18 protein-coding genes and 1 pseudogene are annotated in these 19,921 nt (G+C 74.4%); 12 read left to right on the top strand and 7 right to left on the bottom strand.

Annotated elements, in window-relative coordinates; genetic code table 11:
- Window positions 1-56: 56 nt before the first annotated feature.
- The gene (locus Q3W71_RS05450; RefSeq protein ID WP_302918166.1) at window positions 57-350 is read right to left on the bottom strand and encodes a hypothetical protein; all 294 of its coding nucleotides are present in this window, start codon (window positions 348-350) and stop codon (window positions 57-59) included.
- Between the two features lie 48 nt (window positions 351-398).
- On the bottom strand, window positions 399-1,280 hold the full coding sequence (mca, locus tag Q3W71_RS05455; RefSeq protein ID WP_302918167.1) for a mycothiol conjugate amidase Mca: 882 nt from the start codon (window positions 1,278-1,280) through the stop codon (window positions 399-401).
- Between the two features lie 196 nt (window positions 1,281-1,476).
- Here mca and Q3W71_RS05460 point away from each other — a divergent pair, with 196 nt between their 5' ends.
- Together Q3W71_RS05460 and greA are read left to right on the top strand one after the other, a co-directional pair.
- Window positions 1,477-1,911, top strand: a complete 435-nt coding sequence (locus Q3W71_RS05460; RefSeq protein WP_302918168.1) for a DUF4307 domain-containing protein — start codon at window positions 1,477-1,479, stop codon at window positions 1,909-1,911.
- A 126-nt stretch (window positions 1,912-2,037) separates the two neighbouring features.
- The gene (gene greA, locus Q3W71_RS05465; RefSeq protein ID WP_302918169.1) at window positions 2,038-2,535 is read left to right on the top strand and encodes a transcription elongation factor GreA; all 498 of its coding nucleotides are present in this window, start codon (window positions 2,038-2,040) and stop codon (window positions 2,533-2,535) included.
- Between the two features lie 61 nt (window positions 2,536-2,596).
- On the opposite strand, the gene ilvA is transcribed toward greA, so the two are convergent.
- The 3 genes from ilvA to Q3W71_RS05480 form a co-directional block, all read right to left on the bottom strand.
- On the bottom strand, window positions 2,597-3,817 hold the full coding sequence (gene ilvA / locus Q3W71_RS05470; protein ID WP_302918170.1) for a threonine ammonia-lyase: 1,221 nt from the start codon (window positions 3,815-3,817) through the stop codon (window positions 2,597-2,599).
- A gap of 142 nt (window positions 3,818-3,959) precedes the next feature.
- On the bottom strand, window positions 3,960-5,357 hold the full coding sequence (locus tag Q3W71_RS05475; RefSeq protein WP_302918171.1) for an amidase: 1,398 nt from the start codon (window positions 5,355-5,357) through the stop codon (window positions 3,960-3,962).
- Between the two features lie 16 nt (window positions 5,358-5,373).
- Entirely contained in the window at window positions 5,374-6,516 is a 1,143-nt protein-coding gene (locus Q3W71_RS05480; RefSeq protein WP_302918172.1) for a cystathionine gamma-synthase, read from the bottom strand.
- Window positions 6,517-6,638: 122 nt separating this feature from the next.
- Here Q3W71_RS05480 and Q3W71_RS05485 point away from each other — a divergent pair, with 122 nt between their 5' ends.
- From Q3W71_RS05485 to Q3W71_RS05520, 8 genes are all read left to right on the top strand, one after another.
- Window positions 6,639-7,058: an HIT family protein gene (locus tag Q3W71_RS05485; RefSeq protein ID WP_302918173.1), complete on the top strand. Its 420-nt coding sequence runs from the start codon at window positions 6,639-6,641 to the stop codon at window positions 7,056-7,058.
- 166 nt (window positions 7,059-7,224) lie between these two features.
- Complete coding sequence (gene msrA / locus Q3W71_RS05490; RefSeq protein ID WP_302918174.1) at window positions 7,225-7,887, top strand: peptide-methionine (S)-S-oxide reductase MsrA; 663 nt, start codon at window positions 7,225-7,227, stop codon at window positions 7,885-7,887.
- A 203-nt stretch (window positions 7,888-8,090) separates the two neighbouring features.
- Window positions 8,091-9,875 carry an N-acetylglutaminylglutamine amidotransferase gene (locus Q3W71_RS05495; RefSeq protein ID WP_302918175.1) on the top strand — a complete coding sequence of 595 codons (1,785 nt, stop codon included), beginning with the start codon at window positions 8,091-8,093 and terminating at the stop codon, window positions 9,873-9,875.
- Window positions 9,876-9,877: 2 nt separating this feature from the next.
- Window positions 9,878-11,695 carry an N-acetylglutaminylglutamine synthetase gene (gene ngg / locus Q3W71_RS05500; protein WP_302918176.1) on the top strand — a complete coding sequence of 606 codons (1,818 nt, stop codon included), beginning with the start codon at window positions 9,878-9,880 and terminating at the stop codon, window positions 11,693-11,695.
- The gene (locus Q3W71_RS05505; RefSeq protein ID WP_302918177.1) at window positions 11,692-12,906 is read left to right on the top strand and encodes an osmoprotectant NAGGN system M42 family peptidase; all 1,215 of its coding nucleotides are present in this window, start codon (window positions 11,692-11,694) and stop codon (window positions 12,904-12,906) included. Before ngg ends, Q3W71_RS05505 begins: the two co-directional genes overlap by 4 nt.
- Before the next feature lie 315 nt (window positions 12,907-13,221).
- Window positions 13,222-14,151, top strand: coding sequence for a ribonuclease Z (locus Q3W71_RS05510; RefSeq protein WP_302918178.1), 930 nt, complete (start codon window positions 13,222-13,224; stop codon window positions 14,149-14,151).
- A complete protein-coding gene (locus tag Q3W71_RS05515) occupies window positions 14,148-14,657 on the top strand; it encodes a GNAT family N-acetyltransferase (RefSeq protein WP_302918179.1) in 510 nt (169 codons plus the stop codon). Before Q3W71_RS05510 ends, Q3W71_RS05515 begins: the two co-directional genes overlap by 4 nt.
- A 61-nt stretch (window positions 14,658-14,718) precedes the next feature.
- Window positions 14,719-15,675 carry a S1C family serine protease gene (locus Q3W71_RS05520; RefSeq protein ID WP_302918180.1) on the top strand — a complete coding sequence of 319 codons (957 nt, stop codon included), beginning with the start codon at window positions 14,719-14,721 and terminating at the stop codon, window positions 15,673-15,675.
- Window positions 15,676-15,764: 89 nt separating this feature from the next.
- Here the strand turns inward: Q3W71_RS05520 and Q3W71_RS05525 are convergent, their stop codons facing one another.
- Entirely contained in the window at window positions 15,765-17,135 is a 1,371-nt protein-coding gene (locus Q3W71_RS05525) for a cystathionine beta-synthase (protein ID WP_302918181.1), read from the bottom strand.
- An 82-nt stretch (window positions 17,136-17,217) separates the two neighbouring features.
- A complete protein-coding gene (locus tag Q3W71_RS05530; protein ID WP_302918182.1) occupies window positions 17,218-17,574 on the bottom strand; it encodes a YkvA family protein in 357 nt (118 codons plus the stop codon).
- Window positions 17,575-17,735: 161 nt separating this feature from the next.
- Between Q3W71_RS05530 and Q3W71_RS05535 the strand changes: the two are divergent.
- Both Q3W71_RS05535 and Q3W71_RS05540 read left to right on the top strand, forming a co-directional pair.
- A pseudogene (locus Q3W71_RS05535) lies at window positions 17,736-18,859 on the top strand (SGNH/GDSL hydrolase family protein).
- A gap of 76 nt (window positions 18,860-18,935) precedes the next feature.
- Window positions 18,936-19,739: an SGNH/GDSL hydrolase family protein gene (locus tag Q3W71_RS05540; protein ID WP_302918183.1), complete on the top strand. Its 804-nt coding sequence runs from the start codon at window positions 18,936-18,938 to the stop codon at window positions 19,737-19,739.
- Window positions 19,740-19,921: the final 182 nt, after the last annotated feature.

Genomic DNA, 19,921 nt, shown 5'->3' on the forward strand with positions numbered 1-19,921 from the left:
AACCCGGTGACCGCAACAGGGGGCGACGACCCGGTTCGGCGTGAATCATGCCGGGACTAGCCGTTGCGCTCCTGCTGGCGCCCGTTGGGAGCGGTCGAGGATGAATCCTGCGAGGCGGTCCCGTCTGTCGGATCGGCGACTGCGGCGTCCGCCCGACCCGGCTCACCCGACTGCGCCTGGCCGGGGAACCGGTCCGGCAGCCGGCGCAGCCGGGAGTTCATGTTGCGGATCAGCAGAATGGTGGCGGTGCCCAGCAGCAGGATGAGGAAGAGGCCCATCGGGCCGGCCAGGCCACCCGTGCGGGTGTCCCCGAAGTTGTTCTGGGCGAGCACCTGGGCAGCGGTCAGCATGGCGATCCTCCGATGTGCGACTGGCACCCAGCGTAACGCCGGGCCGGGTCAGCGGGCATGCGCCGTCTCGCGTACGCCCGCGAAGAGGTCCGACTCGGGCAGCGGGCTGTCGACCATCGACCGGGCGAGCTGGAAGTCCTCGGTGGGCCAGGCGCGCCGCTGGAGCTCCATCGGCACCTGGAACCAGAACCCGTCCGGGTCGACCTGGGTGGCGTGGGCGCGCAGCGCGTCGTCGCGGACCGGGAAGTATTCGGCGCACTCGACCCGGGTGGTGATCCGGCTGCCCTTGTCGGGCCGGTCCTCCCAGCGCTCCAGCCACTCCTGGTAGGGCGACTCCAGGCCGGCGGCCAGCATCGCCTCGTGCAGGGCCATGATCTTGCCCTTGGAGAAGCCGACGTCGTAGTAGAGCTTGAGCGGCTGCCACGGCGCGCCCAGCTCGGGGTAGCGCTCCGGGTCGCCGGCCGCCTCGAAGGCGGCCACGCTGACCTTGTGGCACATGATGTGGTCGGGGTGCGGGTAGCCGCCCTCCTCGTCGTAGGTGGTGACGACGTGCGGACGGAACTCGCGCATCAGGCGCACCAGCGGCCCGGCGGCCACCTCGACGTCCTGCAGGGCGAAGCAGCCCTCGGGCAGCGGCGGCAGCGGGTCGCCCTCGGGCAGCCCCGAGTCGACGAAGCCCAGCCAGGCCTGCTCGACGCCGAGGATCGCCCGGGCGGCGTCCATCTCGGCGCGGCGGATCTCGCCGATGTTGGCCCAGACGTCGGGCCGGTCGAGCTTCGGGTTGAGCACGCTGCCGCGCTCGCCGCCGGTGCACGTCACGACCAGGACGTCCACCCCCTCGGCGACGTACTTCGCCATGGTCGCGGCGCCCTTGCTCGACTCGTCGTCCGGGTGGGCGTGGACGGCCATGAGTCGCAGTTGCTCTGCCAACGTGCGCTCCTCGTTCGTGCCCAGCGGCGGGCCCGCGCCCGGGACCGCCTGCTGGCCTGGTGACCTGCCGAAATCCTCCCCCGCCCCGAGGACCGCCGGCACCGAGGTGTCATCCTTGAGTGGCGAAGCCGGGCCGGGAGGATGGACTCTCATTCTTGCCGATACCGCCGACAACAACGCCAGGAGATACCCGCCGGTGACCGAGACGCACGCCACAATCCCCCCGGGCACGCCCGTCTTCCCGCCCGGGCGGTACGGCCGCCGCCGCCAGCCCGGCCGCCGCCGCCCGCTGCTGGCGGCGCTGCTGGCGGTGGTCCTGCTGGCGCTGCTCGGCCTGGTCTCGGTCCGGCTCTACCGGCAGTACGGCGATCCGAACTACCAGGCCCAGGTGATCACGTACACCGACATCACGGACAACCAGGTGATGGTCAACTTCCGGGTGACCGTGCCGGACGGCGGATCGGCGGTCTGCGTGCTGCGGGCCCGGGACCACGCCGGCGCCGAGGTGGCCCGCGAGGAGGTGACCGTGTCCGCCCCGCCCGGCGAGCGGCACGTCAGCACCGTGCACCGCCTGGCCACCAGCGGCCGGCCCTTCATCGGCGAGGTGCTGCGCTGCCGCCCGGCCGGCTGAGCCGGCGCGGTACGGCCGGCGCCCGGAACGGGCACCGGTGGTGATCGGCGACACCTCGTGTCGTACCGCACTGGTAACTTGGAAGTTCACCTGTCAGCCAGCCACGCACATCTGAGGAGATCGCCTGTGTCCAACGGCAACGAGGCGGCCGCCACCTGGCTGTCCCAGGACGCTTACGACCGCCTGAAGGCCGAGCTCGACGAGCACATCGCGAACCGGCCGGTCATCGCCGCGGAGATCAACGCGCGGCGCGAGGAGGGCGACCTGCGGGAGAACGGCGGCTACCACGCGGCCCGCGAGGAGCAGGGCAAGGCCGAGGGCCGCATCCGCTACCTCCAGGAGCTGCTGCGCACCGCCAAGGTCGGCGAGGCGCCGTCCGCCGACGCGGTGGCGCCCGGCATGGTCGTCACGATCTACTTCGACGACGACAAGGACGACACCGAGACCTTCCTGCTCGGCTCGCGGGAGATCGCGTCCACCACCGACCTCACGGTCTACAGCCCCGAGTCCGCGCTCGGCAAGGCCATCCTCGACTGCAAGGCCGGCCAGACCTGCACCTACACGGCGCCCAGCGGCGCCGACATCAAGGTGACAGTGGTCAGCTTCGAGCCGTTCTCCGGCTAGGCCACCGCCGGGCACGCGCCCGGCGGCATCGCGTACGACCGAGGCGTGGCACCGGCGGGTGTCACGCCTCGGCCGCGAAGACCACCTGGTAGCCGCTGGCCCGCAGGGCGCTGATCAGCGTGTCCGAGTGCTCCACCCCGCGGGTCTCCACCGACAACGCCACCTCCACCTCGCCCAGCCGCAGGTGCGGGTTGACCCGCTGGTGCTCCACGTCCACCACGTTCGCCCGGTGCTCGGCGATCTCGCCGAGCAGCGAGGCGAGCTGGCCGGGACGGTCCGAGCAGCGCACGGTGAACCGCAGGTAGCGGCCGGCGGCCGCCAGACCGTGCTCGATCACCCGCAGCATCAGCAGCGGGTCGATGTTGCCGCCGGAGAGCACCGCGACCACCGGCGCCTCGACCTGCACCGCGCCGGCCAGCAGGGCGGCCACCCCGACCGCGCCGGCCGGCTCCACCACCTGCTTGCCCCGTTCCAGCAGCATCAGCAGCGCCCGCGAGATGTCCTCCTCGGAGACGGTCACCACCTCGTCGACCAGCTTGCGGACGTGGGTGAAGGTGATCTCGCCCGGCCGGCCCACCGCGATGCCGTCGGCGATGGTGGCGAACGCGGGCAGGCGTACCGGCTCGCCGGCGGCGAGCGAGGGCGGGAAGGCGGCCGCCCCGGCCGCCTGCACCCCGATGACCCGGACGTCCGGGCGCAGTGCCTTGGCCGCCACCGCCATGCCGGAGATCAACCCGCCGCCGCCCACCCCGGTGATGATCGTCTTGACGTCCGGGCACTGCTCCAGGATCTCCAGCGCCACCGTGCCCTGCCCGGCGATCACGTCCCGGTGGTCGAACGGGTGGATCAGCACCGCGCCGGTGCGCTCGGCGAAGGTCTGCGCCGCGACCAGCGCCTCGTCGACGTTGTTGCCGACCAGCTCGACCTGCGCGCCGTACCCCTTGGTGGCGGCCACCTTCGGCAGCGGCGCGTTCACCGGCATGAAGACGGTGGCGTGCGTGCCGACCAGGCCGGCGGCGAGCGCGACCCCCTGGGCGTGGTTGCCGGCGCTCGCCGCCACCACGCCGCGGGACCGTTCCGCCTCGGACAGCCGGCAGATCCGCACGTACGCGCCGCGCACCTTGTACGAGCCGGCCCGCTGGAGGTTCTCGCACTTCAGCCACGCCGGCCCGCCGAGCGCCGCGCTCAGCGGGCGGGAGGGTTCCAGCGGGGTGGTGCGGGTGACGCCGGCGAGCAGGTCCCGCGCGGCCCGTACGTCGGCGAGCCCGACCAGTTCCGTCATGCCCCCGATCGTGCCACCCGCCACCCCCGCCCCCACCACCGACGCCCCGCGCACCCCGCGTCTCCGCGATGGTGCGGGTGTGGCCCGCGGAACGCACCGGCTGCCCCGGTTCGCCGGGGCGGGACGTGCGAGATCGGCGAGGTCAGACGGCGGCGGGGATGCGCGGGTAGCCCGGGGCGTGGCGGGTCCAGGGGGCCTGCAGCTCGAACTGGCCGGCGACGCCGAGGAGCAGCAGCTCCGAACCGGGCGGGCCGACCAGCTGCACGGCCACCGGCAGCCCGTCCGGGCGGCGGCCGACCGGCACCACCAGCGCGGGCAGGCCGGCGATGTTCCACGGCGCGGCGTACGGGGCGTAGCGGATGTTCGCCACCATGTTGGCCCGCCAGGACCGGCCGGACCACTGCTCGGCCTGCGGCGGCGGGCCGGCCAGCGCCGGGGTGAGCAGCAGGTCCACCGAGTGGTCGGTGAAGAAGCCGATGGACCGGTCCCGCCAGGCCGCCCGGTCGGCCTCCCGCACGTACCCGCGCCGCTGCGCCCACTCGCCGAGCGCGACGTGCCGGCGGCTGCGCGGTTGCAGGCTGCGCCGGTCCAGGCCGGCGGCGCGCGCGTCGGCGGCCGCCGCGGCGAACCAGGTGGCGATCCCCTGCAGGCCCAGCCGGGTCGGGTAGACCGGGTCGGCGGGGACGGTGTCGTGCCCGGCGGCGGCGAGCAGCCGGCCGGCGGCCGCCACCGCGTCCCGGTTCGGCTGGTCGATCCGGACCCCGCGCACCGGCGAGCGGAGCGAGACACCGACCCGCAGCCGCTGCGGCGGCACCAGCTTCTCCGGCCGGCGACCGGCCAGCACCGAGAAGCCGACCGCCGCGTCGGCGACCGTGGTGGCCAGCATGCCGTGCTCGGTGAGGCCGAACCAGTCGTCCGCGCCGAGCTGGCAGGGGACCACGCCCCGGCCGGGCTTGAGCCCGACCAGGCCGCAGCAGGCGGCCGGGATGCGGATCGAGCCGAGGCCGTCGTTGCCGTGCGCGATCGGCACCAGGCCGGCGGCGACCGCGGCGGCCGCCCCGCCGGAGGAGCCACCGGGGGTGCGGCCGGTGTCCCAGGGGTTGCGGGTCACCGCCGTCTCGTCGTCGGTCAGGCCCCAGAGGCCGAGTTCCGGCATCCGGGTCACCCCGAGGATCACCGCGCCGGCGCCGCGCAGCCGGCGGACCACCTCGTGGTCGGCCTCCGCCACGCCGGTACGCACCGCGGCCGACCCGTTCCAGGTGGGCAGCCCGGCGACCGGGGTGTTCTCCTTCACCGCCACCGGCACCCCGGCCAGCGGCAGGTTGGCCAGGTCCTCCTGCTCGTCGACCTTCTCCGCCTCGGTGATCGCCTCCCCGCCGCGCACCGTGCGGAACGCGGCGAGGTCGGCGTCGGCGCGGGCGATGTGGTCGAGGTGGTCGGCGACGACCTGGGTGGCCGTGACGTCGCCCCGACGCACGCCGCGGGCGATCTGCTTGGCGGTCGCCCCCACCCAGGTCGGCATGATGTCCTGCACGGCCACCCTCCCCAGCCAGCGGTCAGCCCAGCGCCTGCTCCAGATCGGCGAGCAGGTCGTCGACCGTCTCGATGCCGACAGACAGTCGCACGAGATCGCCGGGAACTTCAAGCGGCGAGCCGGCAGCACTTGCGTGTGTCATCCGGCCCGGGTGCTCGATCAGGGATTCCACCCCGCCGAGCGACTCGGCGAGCACGAAGAGCTTCGCCCGGTTGCAGATCTCCACCGCGTGCTCCTCGCCGCCGGCGGCCCGGAACGAGATCATGCCGCCGAACCGGCGCATCTGCTTCGCGGCCACCTCGTGCCCCGGGTGCGCGGGCAGGCCCGGGTAGATGACCTGGGCGACCTTGGCGTGCCCGTCCAGGTAGGCGGCGATCCGCTCGGCGTTGTCGCAGTGCCGGTCCATCCGTACGCCCAGGGTCTTGATGCCGCGCAGGGTGAGCCAGGCGTCGAACGGGCCGTTGATCGCGCCCATCGCGTTCTGGTGGTAGCGCAGTTCCTCGCCGAGCGCGGCGTCGGCCACCACCAGCGCCCCACCGACCACGTCGGAGTGGCCCCCGATGTACTTGGTGGTGGAGTGCACCACCACGTCGGCACCGTGCGCGATCGGCTGCTGCAGGTACGGCGAGGCGAAGGTGTTGTCGACCACCAGCAGGGCGCCGGCGTCGTGCGCGACGGCGGCCAGCGCGGCGATGTCGGCGATGCCGAGCAGCGGGTTGGTCGGCGTCTCCACCCAGACGATCTTCGTGGCGCCGGGGCGGATCGCGGCCCGGATCGCGTCCGGGTCGGAGACCTTGGCCGGGGTGAAGTCCAGCCCCCACCGCTCGGCGACCCGGGCGAAGAGGCGGTACGTGCCGCCGTACGCGTCGTCCGGGATCACCACGTGGTCACCCGGCTCGCAGACGGTGCGCAGCAGGGTGTCCTCGGCGGCCAGGCCGCTGGCGAAGGCGAGCCCGACCGGGCCGCCCTCCAGCGCGGCGAGGCACTCCTGGAGCGCGTCGCGGGTCGGGTTGCCGGAGCGGCTGTACTCGTAGCCCTGGCGGGGCGCGCCGACGGCGTCCTGGGCGTAGGTGCTGGTCTGGTAGATCGGTGGGATCACCGCGCCGGTGCGGGCCTCGGGGTCCTGACCGGCGTGGATGGCGAGCGTCTCGAAGCCGTGACTCATTCCCGGAACGTTAGTCGTCCCGCCCGTCCCAGCCCATGGAACCCGGGGCAGCTCACCTGCGCGCCGAACCTGGTCGACGCGCCGTCCGCCGGGCAGCCGGCGGCCGGGACTACCCTGCCGGGATGAGCGGGTGCGTGTTCTGCGGCATCGTGGCGGGCGAGGTCCCGGCGTTCCGGGTGGCCGACGAGCCGGACGGGGTGGCGTTCCTGGACACCCGGCCGGTCTTCAAGGGACACGTGCTCGTGGTGCCGCGCACCCACCTGGTCACCCTGGCGGACCTGCCGCCCGAGGCGCTCGCCGGCTACTTCGGCCTGGTGCGGCGCATCGCGGTGGCCGTGGAGACCGGTCTGGGGGCCGGCGGGACGTTCGTGGCGATGAACAACAAGGTGTCCCAGTCCGTCCCCCACCTGCACACCCACGTGGTTCCCCGGACCAAGGGGGACGGGCTGCGCGGCTTCTTCTGGCCCCGCACCCGCTACGCCGACGACACCGACGCCGCCGACCACGCCGCCCGGGTCGCCGCCGCCCTGCCCACCCCCTGACCGGGGGCCTCCGGGGTGCGGCCGGGGCGGCTCTGGCGCCACCAACCGCCCCCGGAGCGACGGCCGCGCCAGCGCCCGACGCGGTCGCGCCTGAGTGGTGGTGGGGCGGGTAAGGATGCGGGGTCCACCGGCGTTGCACGCTGGGAGAGGACGAAAGGAGTCCCACGTGTTCCTGCGCCGTATGAAGGCCGATCTTCCGACCCCGGACCAGGCCCTGCCGGGCCGCCCGATCTCGATGCCGGTCGCCGACCGGCACGAGGTGCTGGGCACCCCGCTGAAGGGTCCGTTCCCCGAGGGCGCCCAGGTCGCCGTGTTCGGGATGGGCTGCTTCTGGGGTGCCGAGCGGCTGTTCTGGTCCCTGCCCGGCGTCTTCACCACCTCCGCCGGCTACGCGGGCGGCATCACGCCGAACCCGACGTACGAGGAGGTCTGCTCGGGGATGACCGGGCACGCCGAGGCGGTCCAGGTGGTCTACGACCCCAGCGTGATCAGTTACGAGGACCTGCTCAAGGTCTTCTGGGAGAACCACGACCCGACCCAGGGCATGCGCCAGGGCAACGACGTGGGCACCCAGTACCGGTCGGCGATCTACACGACGACCGACGAGCAGCTGGCCATCGCCGAGGCGTCGCGGGACGCGTTCGCCCCGATCGTGGCGCGGGCCGGCAAGGGCGAGATCACCACGGAGATCCGCCCGCTCGGCACGTACTACCTGGCCGAGGACTACCACCAGCAGTACCTCGCGCCGACGAAGAACCCGAACGGGTACTGCAACCACGGCCCGAACGGGCTGAGCTGCCCGGTCGGCGTGGCGCGTACGGCGGGCTGACCGTCCCGACAGTCCGATTCCGGGCCTGCGGTGTTTGTCACACCGCAGGCCCGGCACATTTCCGGCATCCGTTCGGGCCGGGACAGGAACCACCGCCCGGGACCGCCCGCTACCGAGAGTGGCGGGCATTCTAGCCAACCTGTCATCTGACTGTCATCGGCTCAACGGGCGAACTGCAACATCCTCTGGCAGCATGGGCTCGCATGTGCGGACTTGCGGGTGAGTTCCGCCGTGACGGTTCACGCGCCGATGTGGCGGCGGTGGAGCGCATGGCGGCCACGATGAGTGACCGAGGGCCCGACGACAGCGGGGTGTGGTCCCAGGGGCCGACGGCCCTGGGCCACCGGCGTCTGAAGATCATCGACCTCTCGGCGGCGAGCGGCCAGCCACTGGTCGACCCCGACGCCGGCCTGACCGGCGTCTTCAACGGCTGCGTCTACAACTACCGGGAACTGCGGGCGGAACTGACGGCCCGGGGCCACCGCTTCTTCTCCACCGGCGACAGCGAGGTCGTGGTCAAGGCGTACGCCGAGTGGGGCCTCGACTTCGTCGACCACCTGGTCGGCATGTTCGCCGTGGCGATCAGCGAGCGGGACACCGGACGGCTGGTGCTGGCCCGGGACCGGCTCGGCATCAAGCCGCTCTACCTGGCCGAGACGCCCGGCGTGGTGCGGTTCGCCAGCACCCTGCCGGCGCTGCTGGCCGGCGGTGGGGTCGACACCACCATCGACCCGGTAGCCCTCGCCCACTACCTGAGCTTCCACAGCATCGTGCCGCCGCCGCGCACCATCCTGCGCGGGGTGAGCAAGCTGCCGCCGGCCACCGTCCGGGTCTACGAGCCGGACGGGCGCACCCACGAGCGGGTCTACTGGGATCCGTCGTTCACCCGCGACGCCGGCCGGACCGGCTGGTCCGAGCGGGACTGGCAGGACGCCCTGCTGGAGTCGCTGACCACCGCCGTGCGCCGGCGGATGGTCGCCGACGTGCCGGTCGGCGTGCTGCTCTCCGGTGGCCTGGACTCCAGCCTGGTGGTCGCCCTCCTCGCCGAACAGGGGCAGCGCGGGCTGGCCACCTTCTCCATCGGGTTCGACGCGGTCGGCGGCCGGGAGGGCGACGAGTTCGTCTACTCCGACCTGGTGGCCAAGACCTTCGACACCGACCACCACCAGATCAGGGTGGCCGCCGGCGACCTGGTGCCGCCGCTGGAGGCCGCCGTCGCGGCCATGAGCGAGCCGATGGTCAGCCACGACTGCGTGGCGTTCTGGCTGCTCAGCCAGGAGGTGTCGAAGCACGTCAAGGTGGTCCAGTCCGGCCAGGGCGCGGACGAGATCCTCGGCGGCTACCACTGGTACCCGCCGCTGGCGGGCGTCGACCGGGAGCGGGCCCTCGACACGTACGCCCGGGCGTTCTTCGACCGGGACGCGGCCGGGCTGGCCCGGGTGCTCAACCCGGCCTGGCTGGCCGACGGCGACCCGGCGCGGGAGTTCGTGGCCGCGCACCTGGCCCGGCCCGGCGCGCAGACAGCTGTCGACGCGGGCCTGCGGATCGACACCCAGGTGATGCTGGTCGACGACCCGGTGAAGCGGGTGGACAACATGACCATGGCGCACGGGCTGGAGGCCCGCGTGCCGTTCCTCGACCACGAGTTCGTCGAGCTGGCCGCCGGCTGCCCACCCGAGCTGAAGCTGGCCCAGGGCGGCAAGGGCGTGCTCAAGGAGATCGGCCGCCGGGTGCTGCCGCACGAGGTCATCGACCGGCCCAAGGGCTACTTCCCGGTGCCCGGCCTGACCCACCTGGAGGGGAAGCTGCTCGACCGGGTCCGGGACGCGCTCACCGACCCCGCCGCCCGCCGCCGCGACCTGTTCCGCGCCGACTACGTCGACGCGCTGCTGGCCGACCCGAACGCCGAACTGACCCCGCTGAACGGAAACAAGCTGTGGCAACTCGGACTCCTGGAAATGTGGCTCCAGAGCCACGGAATCGACTGACCGTGACCGACACCATCGCGACCGGGATGGCGCGCCTCGACCGGGCCCGCAGCGACGTCCGGCGGTACGAGCGGGTCGGTCCGGGCGGCGACCCGGTGGCGCCGGGCGGCGACGAGCCGCCGGCCGACGCCGCGGGCGTGGTGCTGGACTGCGGCTGGGGCCGGCTGGTCTTCGGGCAGACCTTCGCCGACCAGGCCGCCGTCGCCGACGTGCTGCGCTCCGAGGCGGCCGGCTCCCGGGACATCTGCATCTACCTGCGGGACCCGCACGTGCTGGTCTCCCGGCTGCCGGACGAGCTCTTCATCGACCCGTCGCTGACCTACCGGTTGCCGCTCGGCCCGGAGCAGCGGGCCGCCGAGGCGCCGGTCGACCTGCCCGGGGTACGCGTCCGGCCGCTGCGCGACGCCGCCGACGCGGACGCGGTCAACCGGATCTACGCGGCCAACGGGATGGTCACCGCGCCGGTCGACGTGCTGGTCGCCAACGCCCGCACCGACCGCTTCCTGCACCTGGTGGCCGAGGCGGCCGACGGCGCGATCGTCGGCACCGTCACCGGCGTGGACCACGTCGCGGTCTTCGGCGACCCGGAGCGCGGCGCCAGCCTCTGGTGCCTGACCGTCGACTTCAACCGGGCCCCGCCCGGCACCGGGCAGGCGCTGATCACCGAGCTGGCGTCCCGGCTGGTCGCCCGCGGCCGGGCGTACGTGGACCTGTCGGTGCTGGCGGAGAACGAGGGGGCGATCCGGCTCTACGAGCGGCTCGGCTTCCACCGGACCGCCACGCTCTGCGTGAAGCGGAAGAACCCGATCAACGAGCGGCTCTTCCTGCCCGCCCTGCCCGACGGCTACGACCGGCTCAACCCGTACGCCCGGATCGTCGCCGACGAGGCGATGCGCCGGGGCATCCGGGTGGAGGTGACCGACCCGGCCTGGGGCGAGCTACGACTGACCAGCGGCGGCCGGACCGTCCTCACCCGGGAATCGCTGTCCGAGCTGACCTCGGCGGTGGCGATGAGCCGCTGCGACGACAAGCGGGTCACCCGGCGGATCCTCGCCGAGGCCGGCCTGTCGGTGCCCCGCGGCCGGACCGCCACCGGCGACGACGGCGACACCGCCTTCCTGGCCGAGGTCGGCCGGGTGGTGGTCAAGCCGGCCCGCGGCGAGCAGGGCAACGGCATCACGGTCGGGGTGGCCGACCCGGCGGCGCTGGCCACCGCGGTCGAGCTGGCCGCCCGGTTCTGCCCGGACGTACTGATCGAGGAGTTGTGCGACGGCGAGGACCTGCGGGTGGTCGTGATCGACCACGAGGTGGTGGCCGCGGCGGTGCGCCGCCCGGCCGCCGTCACCGGGGACGGGGTGCACGACATCGCCGAGCTGGTCGAGCGGCAGAGCCGCCGCCGGGCGGCCGCCACCGGCGGCGAGTCCCGGATCCCGGTCGACGAGATGACCCGGGACGTGCTGGCCGAGGCCGGCTACACCCTGCGCGACGTGCTGCCCGAGGGGGAGGTGCTGGTGGTGCGCCGGACCGCCAACCTGCACACCGGCGGCACCATCCACGACGTCACCGGCGACCTGCACCCGGAGATCGCCGAGGCGTGCGTGGCCGCGAGCCGGGCGCTGGACATCCCGGTCACCGGGCTGGACCTGCTGGTCGGCTCCCCGGACCGGCCGGAGCACGTCTTCATCGAGGCCAACGAGCGGCCCGGCCTGGCCAACCACGAGCCGCAGCCGACCGCCGAACGCTTCGTGGACCTGCTCTTCCCCGGCACCCGGGCCCCGCAGCGGCTCTGGTCGCCGGCCGGCGCGGGAGGTGCCGGGTGAGCCCGCGACCGCTGGAGATCGACCTGGACTACCTGCGCCAGGTGCTGGTGGAACTGCTGGAGATCCCGAGCCCGTCCGGGCGTACCGACCACGTGCAGCAGTACGTCGGCGAGCGGCTCTCCGCGCTCGGCATCGGCTCCACGCTGACCCGGCGCGGGGCGCTGAGCGCCTGCCTGCCCGGCCCCCGGGCCACCGGCGCCGACCGGGCGATAGTGGTGCACACCGACACCATCGGCGGGATGGTGAAGCGGCTCAAGGAGAACGGCCGGCTGGAGCTGAAGCCGATCGGCACGCACAGCGCCCGGTTCGCCGAGGGCGCCCACGTGCGGATCTTCACCGACGACCTGGACCGGGTGATCACCGGCCAGGTGCTCCCGCTCAAGGCCAGCGGGCACCGCTACAACGAGGGCGTCGACTCCCAGGGCATCGGCTGGGAGCAGGTCGAGGTGCGGGTCGACGAGCCGGTCTCCGACATCGCCGGACTGCGGGCGCTCGGCGTCGACGCGGGCGACTTCGTGGCGTTCCTGCCCAACCCGACGGTCACCCCCACCGGGTACGTCAAGTCCCGGCACCTCGACGACAAGGCGGGCGTGGCGGCGGTGCTGACCGCGTTCAAGGCGCTGGTCGACGCCGGCGTGCGCCCGGCGGTCACCGCGCACCTGCTGGTCACGGTGACCGAGGAGATCGGCCACGGCGCCTCGCACGGCCTGGATCCGGACGTGGCGGAGATCGTGTCGGTGGACGCGGCGGTGGTCGCCCCCGGCCAGCAGTCCCGGGAGGACGCGGCCACCCTGGCCATGGGCGACGGGGTGGGGCCGTTCGACTACCACCTGACCCGCAACCTCGCCTCGATCGCCGCCGAGCACGGGGTGCGCCTGGTCCGGGACGTCTTCGACTACTACCGCTCGGACGTGGCGGCGGCGGTGGAGGCCGGGGCGCACGCCCGGGTGGCGCTGCTCGGCTTCGGCGTCGACGCCACCCACGGGCACGAACGCACCCACCTCGACGGGCTGCGCCACCTGACCCAACTGCTCTGCCTCTACCTGCAGAGCGAGCTGGTCTTTCCGGAGTGGGACGCCGAACCGGAGGGCGACCTGGCCGACTTCCCGTCGCTGGCGGTGCAACCGGCCGGCGGGGAGGGCCCCCGGGAGGGCCCGATCGGCATCGCCGACGCCGCCGGGGCCGGCCCGCATTCCCGCTCGGGCATGTGATCGAAATCCGTTGCCGGGGGCAGCGGCACTGGATAGCGTGGCCGTACACGGGAAAGGAGGTGGTCCAGACTTGTATAGCAATCGGACTCGTGAGGTGGCTGTCCGCTAGCCGCTGTCCTCGACAGTAATCCGTCCGCCGCGAGGCGGGCACAGGCACCATCGTCGAGACCGTGTGGCAGCGGTGCGGCGAATCCACGACAGCCACCCGACCCCCGGGGTACCGGCCCAGTCCAGCCGGCCCGCGCGCGAGCGCGGAAGCCCCGGGGGTCGACCCTTTTCCGCCCCCGGGCCGGGGCGGGGCAGCCGGAGGTCAGCGTGTCGATGCGCGAGCTGGTGGTGCTGGGGACGGCCAGCCAGGCGCCCACCCGGCAGCGCAACCACAACGGCTACGTGCTGCGCTGGGACGACGAGGTGATCCTCTTCGACCCGGGCGAGGGCAGCCAGCGGCAGCTCCTCAACACCGGGGTGACCGCCACCGACCTGACCCGGGTCTGCGTCACCCACTTCCACGGCGACCACTGCCTCGGCCTGCCCGGCACCATCCAGCGGCTCTCCCTGGACCGGGTGCCCCGCCCGGTGGCGATGCACTTCCCGGCCGGCGGCGCCGAGTACTTCGCCCGGCTGCGGTACGCGTCCAGCTTCTACGAGACCGCCGAGCTGCGGGTCGAGCCGATCGAGGCCGACGGGCAGCGGATCGCGCTGCGCTGCGGCACGCTGGAGGCCCGCCGGCTGCGACACCCCATCGAGACGTACGGCTACCGGCTGGTCGAGCCGGACGGCTGCCGGATGCTGCCGGAGAGGCTGGCCGCGTACGGCATCAGCGGGCCGGCGGTGGGCGAGCTGCTCCGGGTCGGCCACCTCGACCTCGACGGACGCCGCGTCACCCGGGACGAGGTGAGCGTGCCCCGACCGGGGCAGCGGTTCGCCTTCGTCATGGACACCGGCCTCTGCGACGGGGTGTACGCCCTCGCCGAGCACGCCGACCTGCTGGTGATCGAGTCGACCTTCCTGGAGTCGGAGGCGGCGCTCGCCGCCGAGGTCGGTCACCTGACCGCGGCCCAGGCCGCGCGGGTGGCGGCCGAGTCGGGGGTACGCCGGCTCGTGCTCACCCACTTCTCCCAGCGGTACGCCGACGCGAGCCGGTTCGCCGACGAGGCGCGCGAGCACTTCGACGGGGAGCTGGTGGTCGCGGAGGACCTGCTGACCGTGCAGGTGCCGCCACGGCGGGTAGCCTCGGCCGGGTGAGCGTCACCCTCCGCCCCGCCACCGAGGCCGACCTGATGCCGGTCGGCGCCCTGCACCAGCGCTCCCGGGTCGCCGCGTACTCGTCCTTCCTGCCGCCGGAGTCGCTGGCCGAGCCGACCGCGGAGGCGATGGGGTCGTACTGGGTCGAGCGGTGGGGCTGGGAACGCGACGACCACCTGATGACCGTCGCCGAACGCGACGGCGCGCTGGTCGGCTTCAGCTACGTCGGGCCGGACGACGAGGGTGACCCGGAGACCGGGCTGCTCCACGCGATCCACCTGGCCCCGGCCGAGCGGGGCCGCGGGGTGGGCCGGGAGCTGATGGTCGACGCGCTCGCCACCATGCGGTCCCGGGGCTGGTCCCGGGCGGTGCTCTGGGTGCTGGCGGAGAATGCCCCCGCCCGGCGCTTCTACGAGCGGGGCGGGTGGGCGCCGACCGGGGCGGAGCGGGCGGACCTGATCGGTTCGGCGGTCACCACCCAGCTGCGCTACGCCCGGCCGCTGTGACCGGGCGTTCGCTCTGAGCGGATCGGGGCATGCTCGTCGATCCCGCCGCGTTGCCGGGGTCATGGAGACCGATCACACCGTGCCGGAGCCGGCCGAGGCCGCCGCTCTGGACGCGTACTCCCGGGTGGTCACGACCGTGGCGGCCCGGGTGCTGCCCAGCGTGGCCGCGCTGTCGGTGCGGACCGCGCGCGGGGCCGGGGCCGGCTCCGCGGTCACCGTGGGCGCCGACGGCCTGCTGCTGTCCAGCGCGCACGTGGTGCAGGGCGCCGGCGGCGGGACGGCGAGCTTCGCCGACGGCACCGAGACCCGGTTCCGGGTGGTCGGCGCCGACCCGCTGTCGGACCTGGCGGTGCTGTGGGCCGAGGAGGCCACCGTGGCGCCGGTCGAGCTGGGCGACGCCGACGCGTTGCGGATCGGCCAGCTGGTCGTCGCCGTCGGCAACCCGATGGGGCTGGCCGGCTCGGTCACCGCCGGCGTGGTCTCCGGGCTGGGCCGCTCGCTGCCCGCCCGGGACGGCCGGGTGACCCGGCTCATCGAGGACGTGATCCAGACCGACGCCGCGCTGAACCCGGGCAACTCCGGCGGCGCGCTCGCCGACTCGGCCGGGCGGGTGATCGGGGTGAACACCGCTGTCGCCGGCTACGGGCTCGGGCTGGCCGTACCGATCAACGCCACCACCCGGCAGATCATCGCCGACCTGACCGCCGACGGCCGGGTCCGCCGGGCCTGGCTCGGCGTCGCCGGGGTGCCGGTGCCGCTGCCGCCGGAGGTCGCCGCGCGCACCGGCCAGCGGCGCGGGCTGCGGGTGGTCGAGGTGGTGCCGGGCAGTCCCGCCGGGTTGGCCGGGATCTACCTGGGCGACGTCATCGTCTCGGCCGGCGGGCGGCCGGTGCGCGACGGCCAGGGCCTGCAACGGCTGATGCTCGGCCCGGCGATCGGCACCCGGCTGCCGGTCACCGTGCTGCGCAAGGGCGCCTTCGTCGACGTGGTCGCGGTGCCCACCGAACTGACCCGCTGACCGCCGGCCGCACCGCCGGGCACCGCCGCCGGATACGCGAAGCGGGCCGCTCCCGGCCGGGAGCGGCCCGCTTCGCGGTCGGTCGTGGATCAGCGGGCGCCGAGGTGCGCGAGCAGGTCCTGCCGGGTGAGCACGCCCTTGGGCTTGCCGTCCACCAGCACCAGCGCGGCGTCGGACTTCTCCAGCAGGTTGACCGCCTCGCTCACCGGCTGGCCGCCGCCGATCATCGGCAGCGGGTCGCCCATGTGCCGCTCGATCGTGTCGTGCAGGTGCGCCTGGCCGGTGAAGAGCGCGTCGAGCAGGTCCTTCTCGGCGATCGAGCCGGCCACCTCGCCGGTGACCACCGGCGGCTCGGCCTTGAGCACCGGCAGCTGGGAGACGCCGTACTCGCGCATGTAGTCGATGGCGTCACGGACCGTCTCGGTCGGGTGCACGTGCACCAGCTCGGGCAGCCCGCCCGGCTTGCCGGCCAGCGCGTCGGCCACCGTCGGCTCGGCGCCGGAGTTGTCCAGGAAGCCGTAGCGGGCCATCCACTGGTCGTTGAAGATCTTGGACAGGTAGCCCTTGCCGCTGTCCGGCAGCAGCACCACGACCACGTCGTCCGGGCCGGCCTTGCGGGCCACCTCCAGCGCGGCCACCACGGCCATCCCGCAGGAGCCGCCGACCAGCAGCCCCTCCTCGCGGGCCAGCCGCCGGGTCATCTCGAACGACGCCTTGTCGGAGACCTCGACGATCTCGTCGGCCACGCCCCGGTCGTAGGTCTCCGGCCAGAAGTCCTCGCCGACACCCTCCACCAGGTAGGGCCGGCCGGTGCCGCCGGAGTAGACCGAGCCCTCCGGGTCCGCGCCGATGACCTTGACCCGGCCCTGCGAGGCCTCCTTGAGGTACCGGCCGATGCCGGAGATGGTGCCGCCGGTGCCCACGCCGGCCACGAAGTGGGTGAGCCCGCCCTCGGTCTGCTTCCACAGCTCGGGGCCGGTGGTCTCGTAGTGCGAGCGCGGGTTGGCCGGGTTGCTGTACTGGTTGGGCTTCCAGGCGCCGGGGATCTCCCGGGCCAGCCGGTCGGAGACGTTGTAGTAGGAGCGCGGGTCCTCCGGGGCCACCGCGGTCGGGCAGACCACCACCTCGGCGCCGTACGCGCGCAGCACGTCCTGCTTGTCCTGGCTGACCTTGTCCGGGCAGACGAACACGCACTTGTAGCCCTTGAGCTGCGCCACCAGGGCCAGCCCGACGCCGGTGTTGCCGCTGGTCGGCTCGACGATGGTGCCGCCCGGCTGGAGGATCCCGGCGGCCTCGGCGTCCTCGACCATGCGCAGCGCGATCCGGTCCTTCACCGAACCGCCCGGGTTGAGGTACTCCACCTTCGCCAGCACGGTCGCCTGGATGCCCCTGGTGACGTTGCGCAGCCGCACCAGCGGGGTGTTGCCGATCAACTCGACGACGTTGTCGTAGTACTGCACCTCGTTGTGCCCTTCTCCTCCGGCGCCGGCGCCGGCGGCCGGGCTGGTGATTCGCGGTTTCCCGCGCCCAGGGTACGTCGGGTCAGGGCACCACGTGCCCGGGGATCACCGACCGGCGACGCTCCTCCCACTCCAGGAAGCGCTCGGTCTCGGCGAGCACGCTGCCGGCCAGCCAGGTGACCATGACCGCGTCGTCGGCCAGGCCGAAGATCGCCAGCGGGATCTCCGGAAGCAGGTCGATCGGCGAGACGATGTACGCCGTCGCCGCGGTCATCAGGGCCAGCCGGAGCCCACCGTCGTACTCGCCGCGGGCGGTGGCCCGGATCATCCGGGGCAGCGCCGCCAGCCGCGCCCCGAGCGACGGGCCGCCCCGCGCGCCGGCCATCAGCGCCCGGGCCAGCGCGGTGAACGCCGCGCTCCGCTTCAACGTCTTCGCCATCTCTTCCGCCCCTCTCCGGGTGCCAGGGTGCCGCGCCCGCGCAACCCCGCGCCGGCCGCTCCGGCCGGCACCCGTACCGGTACCCAGCCGTCGTGTTCCCGGCACCCCGCCCGCCGGCACGACGACAGCGTCCTGTCGTGCCGGCGCGATAATGTCGCCTCATGGGGGTCGCGGGTTCCGTCGTACCGGTTGGTCCGGGCTGGCAGCGCGCCCGGCGGGTCGCCCGCCTGGCGGCGATCGGCACGGGCGCGACCGTGGCGGCCGCGGCGGCGACCACCGGCGTGCTGCTCGGCCAGGCCCGGCAGGCCCGGCGCACCATCCCGATGGCCGAGGCACCGCCCCCGCGCTGCGACGGGGTCTACGGCGCCAAGCTGCCCGGCCCGCCGGTCACCATGGTCATCCTCGGCGACTCCTCGGCGGCCGGCTACGGGGTGCACCGTCGCCGGGAGACCCCGGGCGCGCTGCTCGCCACCGGCCTGTCCCGCCGGTTGCAGCGGCCGGTGCGGCTGCACCGGTTCGCCGTGGTCGGCGCCATCTCCGCCGGGCTCCGGCACCAGGTCGAGGCGGCGCTGGAGTGCCGGCCCGACATCGCGGTGATCCTGATCGGCGGCAACGACGTCACCAACCGCACCCCGCTCGGGCTGGCCGTGCGCTACCTGGTCGAGGCGGTCCGGGCGCTGCGCGCCGCCGGCTGCGAGGTGGTCGTCGGCACCTGCCCCGACCTGGGCGCCATCCGGCCGATCCAGCCGCCGCTGCGCTGGCTGGCCCGGCGCTGGAGTCGCCAGCTCGCCGCCGCGCAGACGGTGGCCGTGGTCGAGGCGGGCGGCTGGACGGTCTCCCTCGGCGACCTGCTCGGCCCCCGGTTCGCGGCCGAGCCCACCCGGATGTTCGCCTGGGACCGCTTCCACCCGTCCGCCGAGGGCTACGCGGTGGCCGCCGCCGCGCTGCTGCCCACCGTCCTCTCCGCGCTGGGCGCCGGGCCGGAACGCCGCCCCGCGCCGGTGCGCGGAGAAGGCGTACGGTCGCTGCCGGAGGCCGCGCAGGAGGCGGCCCGGCACGCCGGCACCGAGGTCAGCGGCACCCAGGTCCGGGGCCGCGACCGCGGTCCCGCCGGCCGCTGGGCGCAGCTGCGCCGGCGGGCGTTCTTCGGTGCCGGTGCCGTGCCGCAACCGGGTCGCGCCACCGACTCACCCACAGTGGAGGGACTGGCATGAGCGAGCGATTCATCAGGCTCAGCGCGACGGTGCCTCGTGGCGGCACGCAGCGCAGCGGAGTGCCGTCATGAGCGAGCGCAGCGAGCGAATCATCAGGCTCAGCGCGGAGGTGCCTCGTGGCGGCACGCAGCGCAGCGGAGTGCCGTCATGAGCGAGCAGATGATCACCTCGGGGCTCGCCCGCCGGCTGGGCCGGGCGGCGGCGCTCTCCCTGGTCGCCGGCACGGTGGGCGGCGCGGCCGTCCTCGCCGGCCAGGCCTTCCTCGCCCGCCACCGCCAGTACGCCCAGCCCGAGCTGGGGCTCGCGCTGCGCGCCACGGTCGGCCGCACGGGCGCGCCGCCGCTGCGGCTGGTGCTGCTCGGCGACTCGTCCGCCCTCGGGGTCGGGGTCGCCCGCCTCGACGACACGATCGGCGGCCAGCTGGCCAACCTGCTCGCCGAGGGCCCGTCCGGGCGGCAGGTGCACCTGTCCAGCGTCGGCGTCTCCGGCTCCCGGGCCACCGACCTGGCCACCCAGGTGGCCCGGGCGCTGCTCGGCGAGCGGCCCGACGTGGCGGTGATCCTGATCGGCGCCAACGACGCCACCAGCCTGCGCCGCCCGGCCGACGCAGCCGCGTACCTCGGTGCGGCGGTGCACCGGCTGCGCGAGGCCCGGGTGGAGGTCGTCGTCGGCACCTGCCCCGACCTCGGTGCGGTACGCGCGATCGCGCCCCCGCTGCGGCAGCTCGTCGGCTGGTCCGGGCGGCGCATCGCCCGCGCCCAGACCGCCGCGGTGCTCGACGCCGGCGGCACGGTGGTCGACCTCGGCACCGAGACCGGGCCGGTGTTCCGGGCCGACGCGGGCACCCTCTGCCACGACGGCTTCCACCCCTCCGCCGACGGCTACCGGGTCTGGGCGCACGCCCTGCTGCCCGCCGTGGCCGCCGCGGCGGCCGTCGCCTCCCGCCACTGACCCGCGCCCCCGCCGGGGCGTGACCGCCCGACGCCCTGGCCCGGCGGTCGGCGCCCGGGGCCCGGGGCCGGGCCCAGCGAGATCGTGCTCGATCCTGGATGTAGTGGCCTCCGAGCGCCCCGGTGGCCACTACATCCGGAATCGAGCGCGATCATCCGGCGGCCGGGGGGCGGCGACCGGTT

Origin of the sequence: Micromonospora sp. C28SCA-DRY-2 (genome assembly GCF_030519475.1) — a bacterium.
Lineage (GTDB): Bacteria > Actinomycetota > Actinomycetes > Mycobacteriales > Micromonosporaceae > Micromonospora.

Bases quoted from the DNA above. Each gene is read 5' to 3' on its own strand.
- Q3W71_RS05450 (WP_302918166.1), bottom strand. From the start codon at position 350: ATGCTGACCGCTGCCCAGGTGCTCGCCCAGAACAACTTCGGGGACACC.
- ilvA (WP_302918170.1), bottom strand. From the start codon at position 3,817: ATGACGGAACTGGTCGGGCTCGCCGACGTACGGGCCGCGCGGGACCTG.
- Q3W71_RS05480 (WP_302918172.1), bottom strand. From the start codon at position 6,516: ATGAGTCACGGCTTCGAGACGCTCGCCATCCACGCCGGTCAGGACCCC.
- Q3W71_RS05485 (WP_302918173.1), top strand. From the start codon at position 6,639: ATGAGCGGGTGCGTGTTCTGCGGCATCGTGGCGGGCGAGGTCCCGGCG.
- Q3W71_RS05495 (WP_302918175.1), top strand. From the start codon at position 8,091: ATGTGCGGACTTGCGGGTGAGTTCCGCCGTGACGGTTCACGCGCCGAT.
- Q3W71_RS05520 (WP_302918180.1), top strand. From the start codon at position 14,719: ATGGAGACCGATCACACCGTGCCGGAGCCGGCCGAGGCCGCCGCTCTG.
- Q3W71_RS05530 (WP_302918182.1), bottom strand. From the start codon at position 17,574: ATGGCGAAGACGTTGAAGCGGAGCGCGGCGTTCACCGCGCTGGCCCGG.
- Q3W71_RS05540 (WP_302918183.1), top strand. From the start codon at position 18,936: ATGAGCGAGCAGATGATCACCTCGGGGCTCGCCCGCCGGCTGGGCCGG.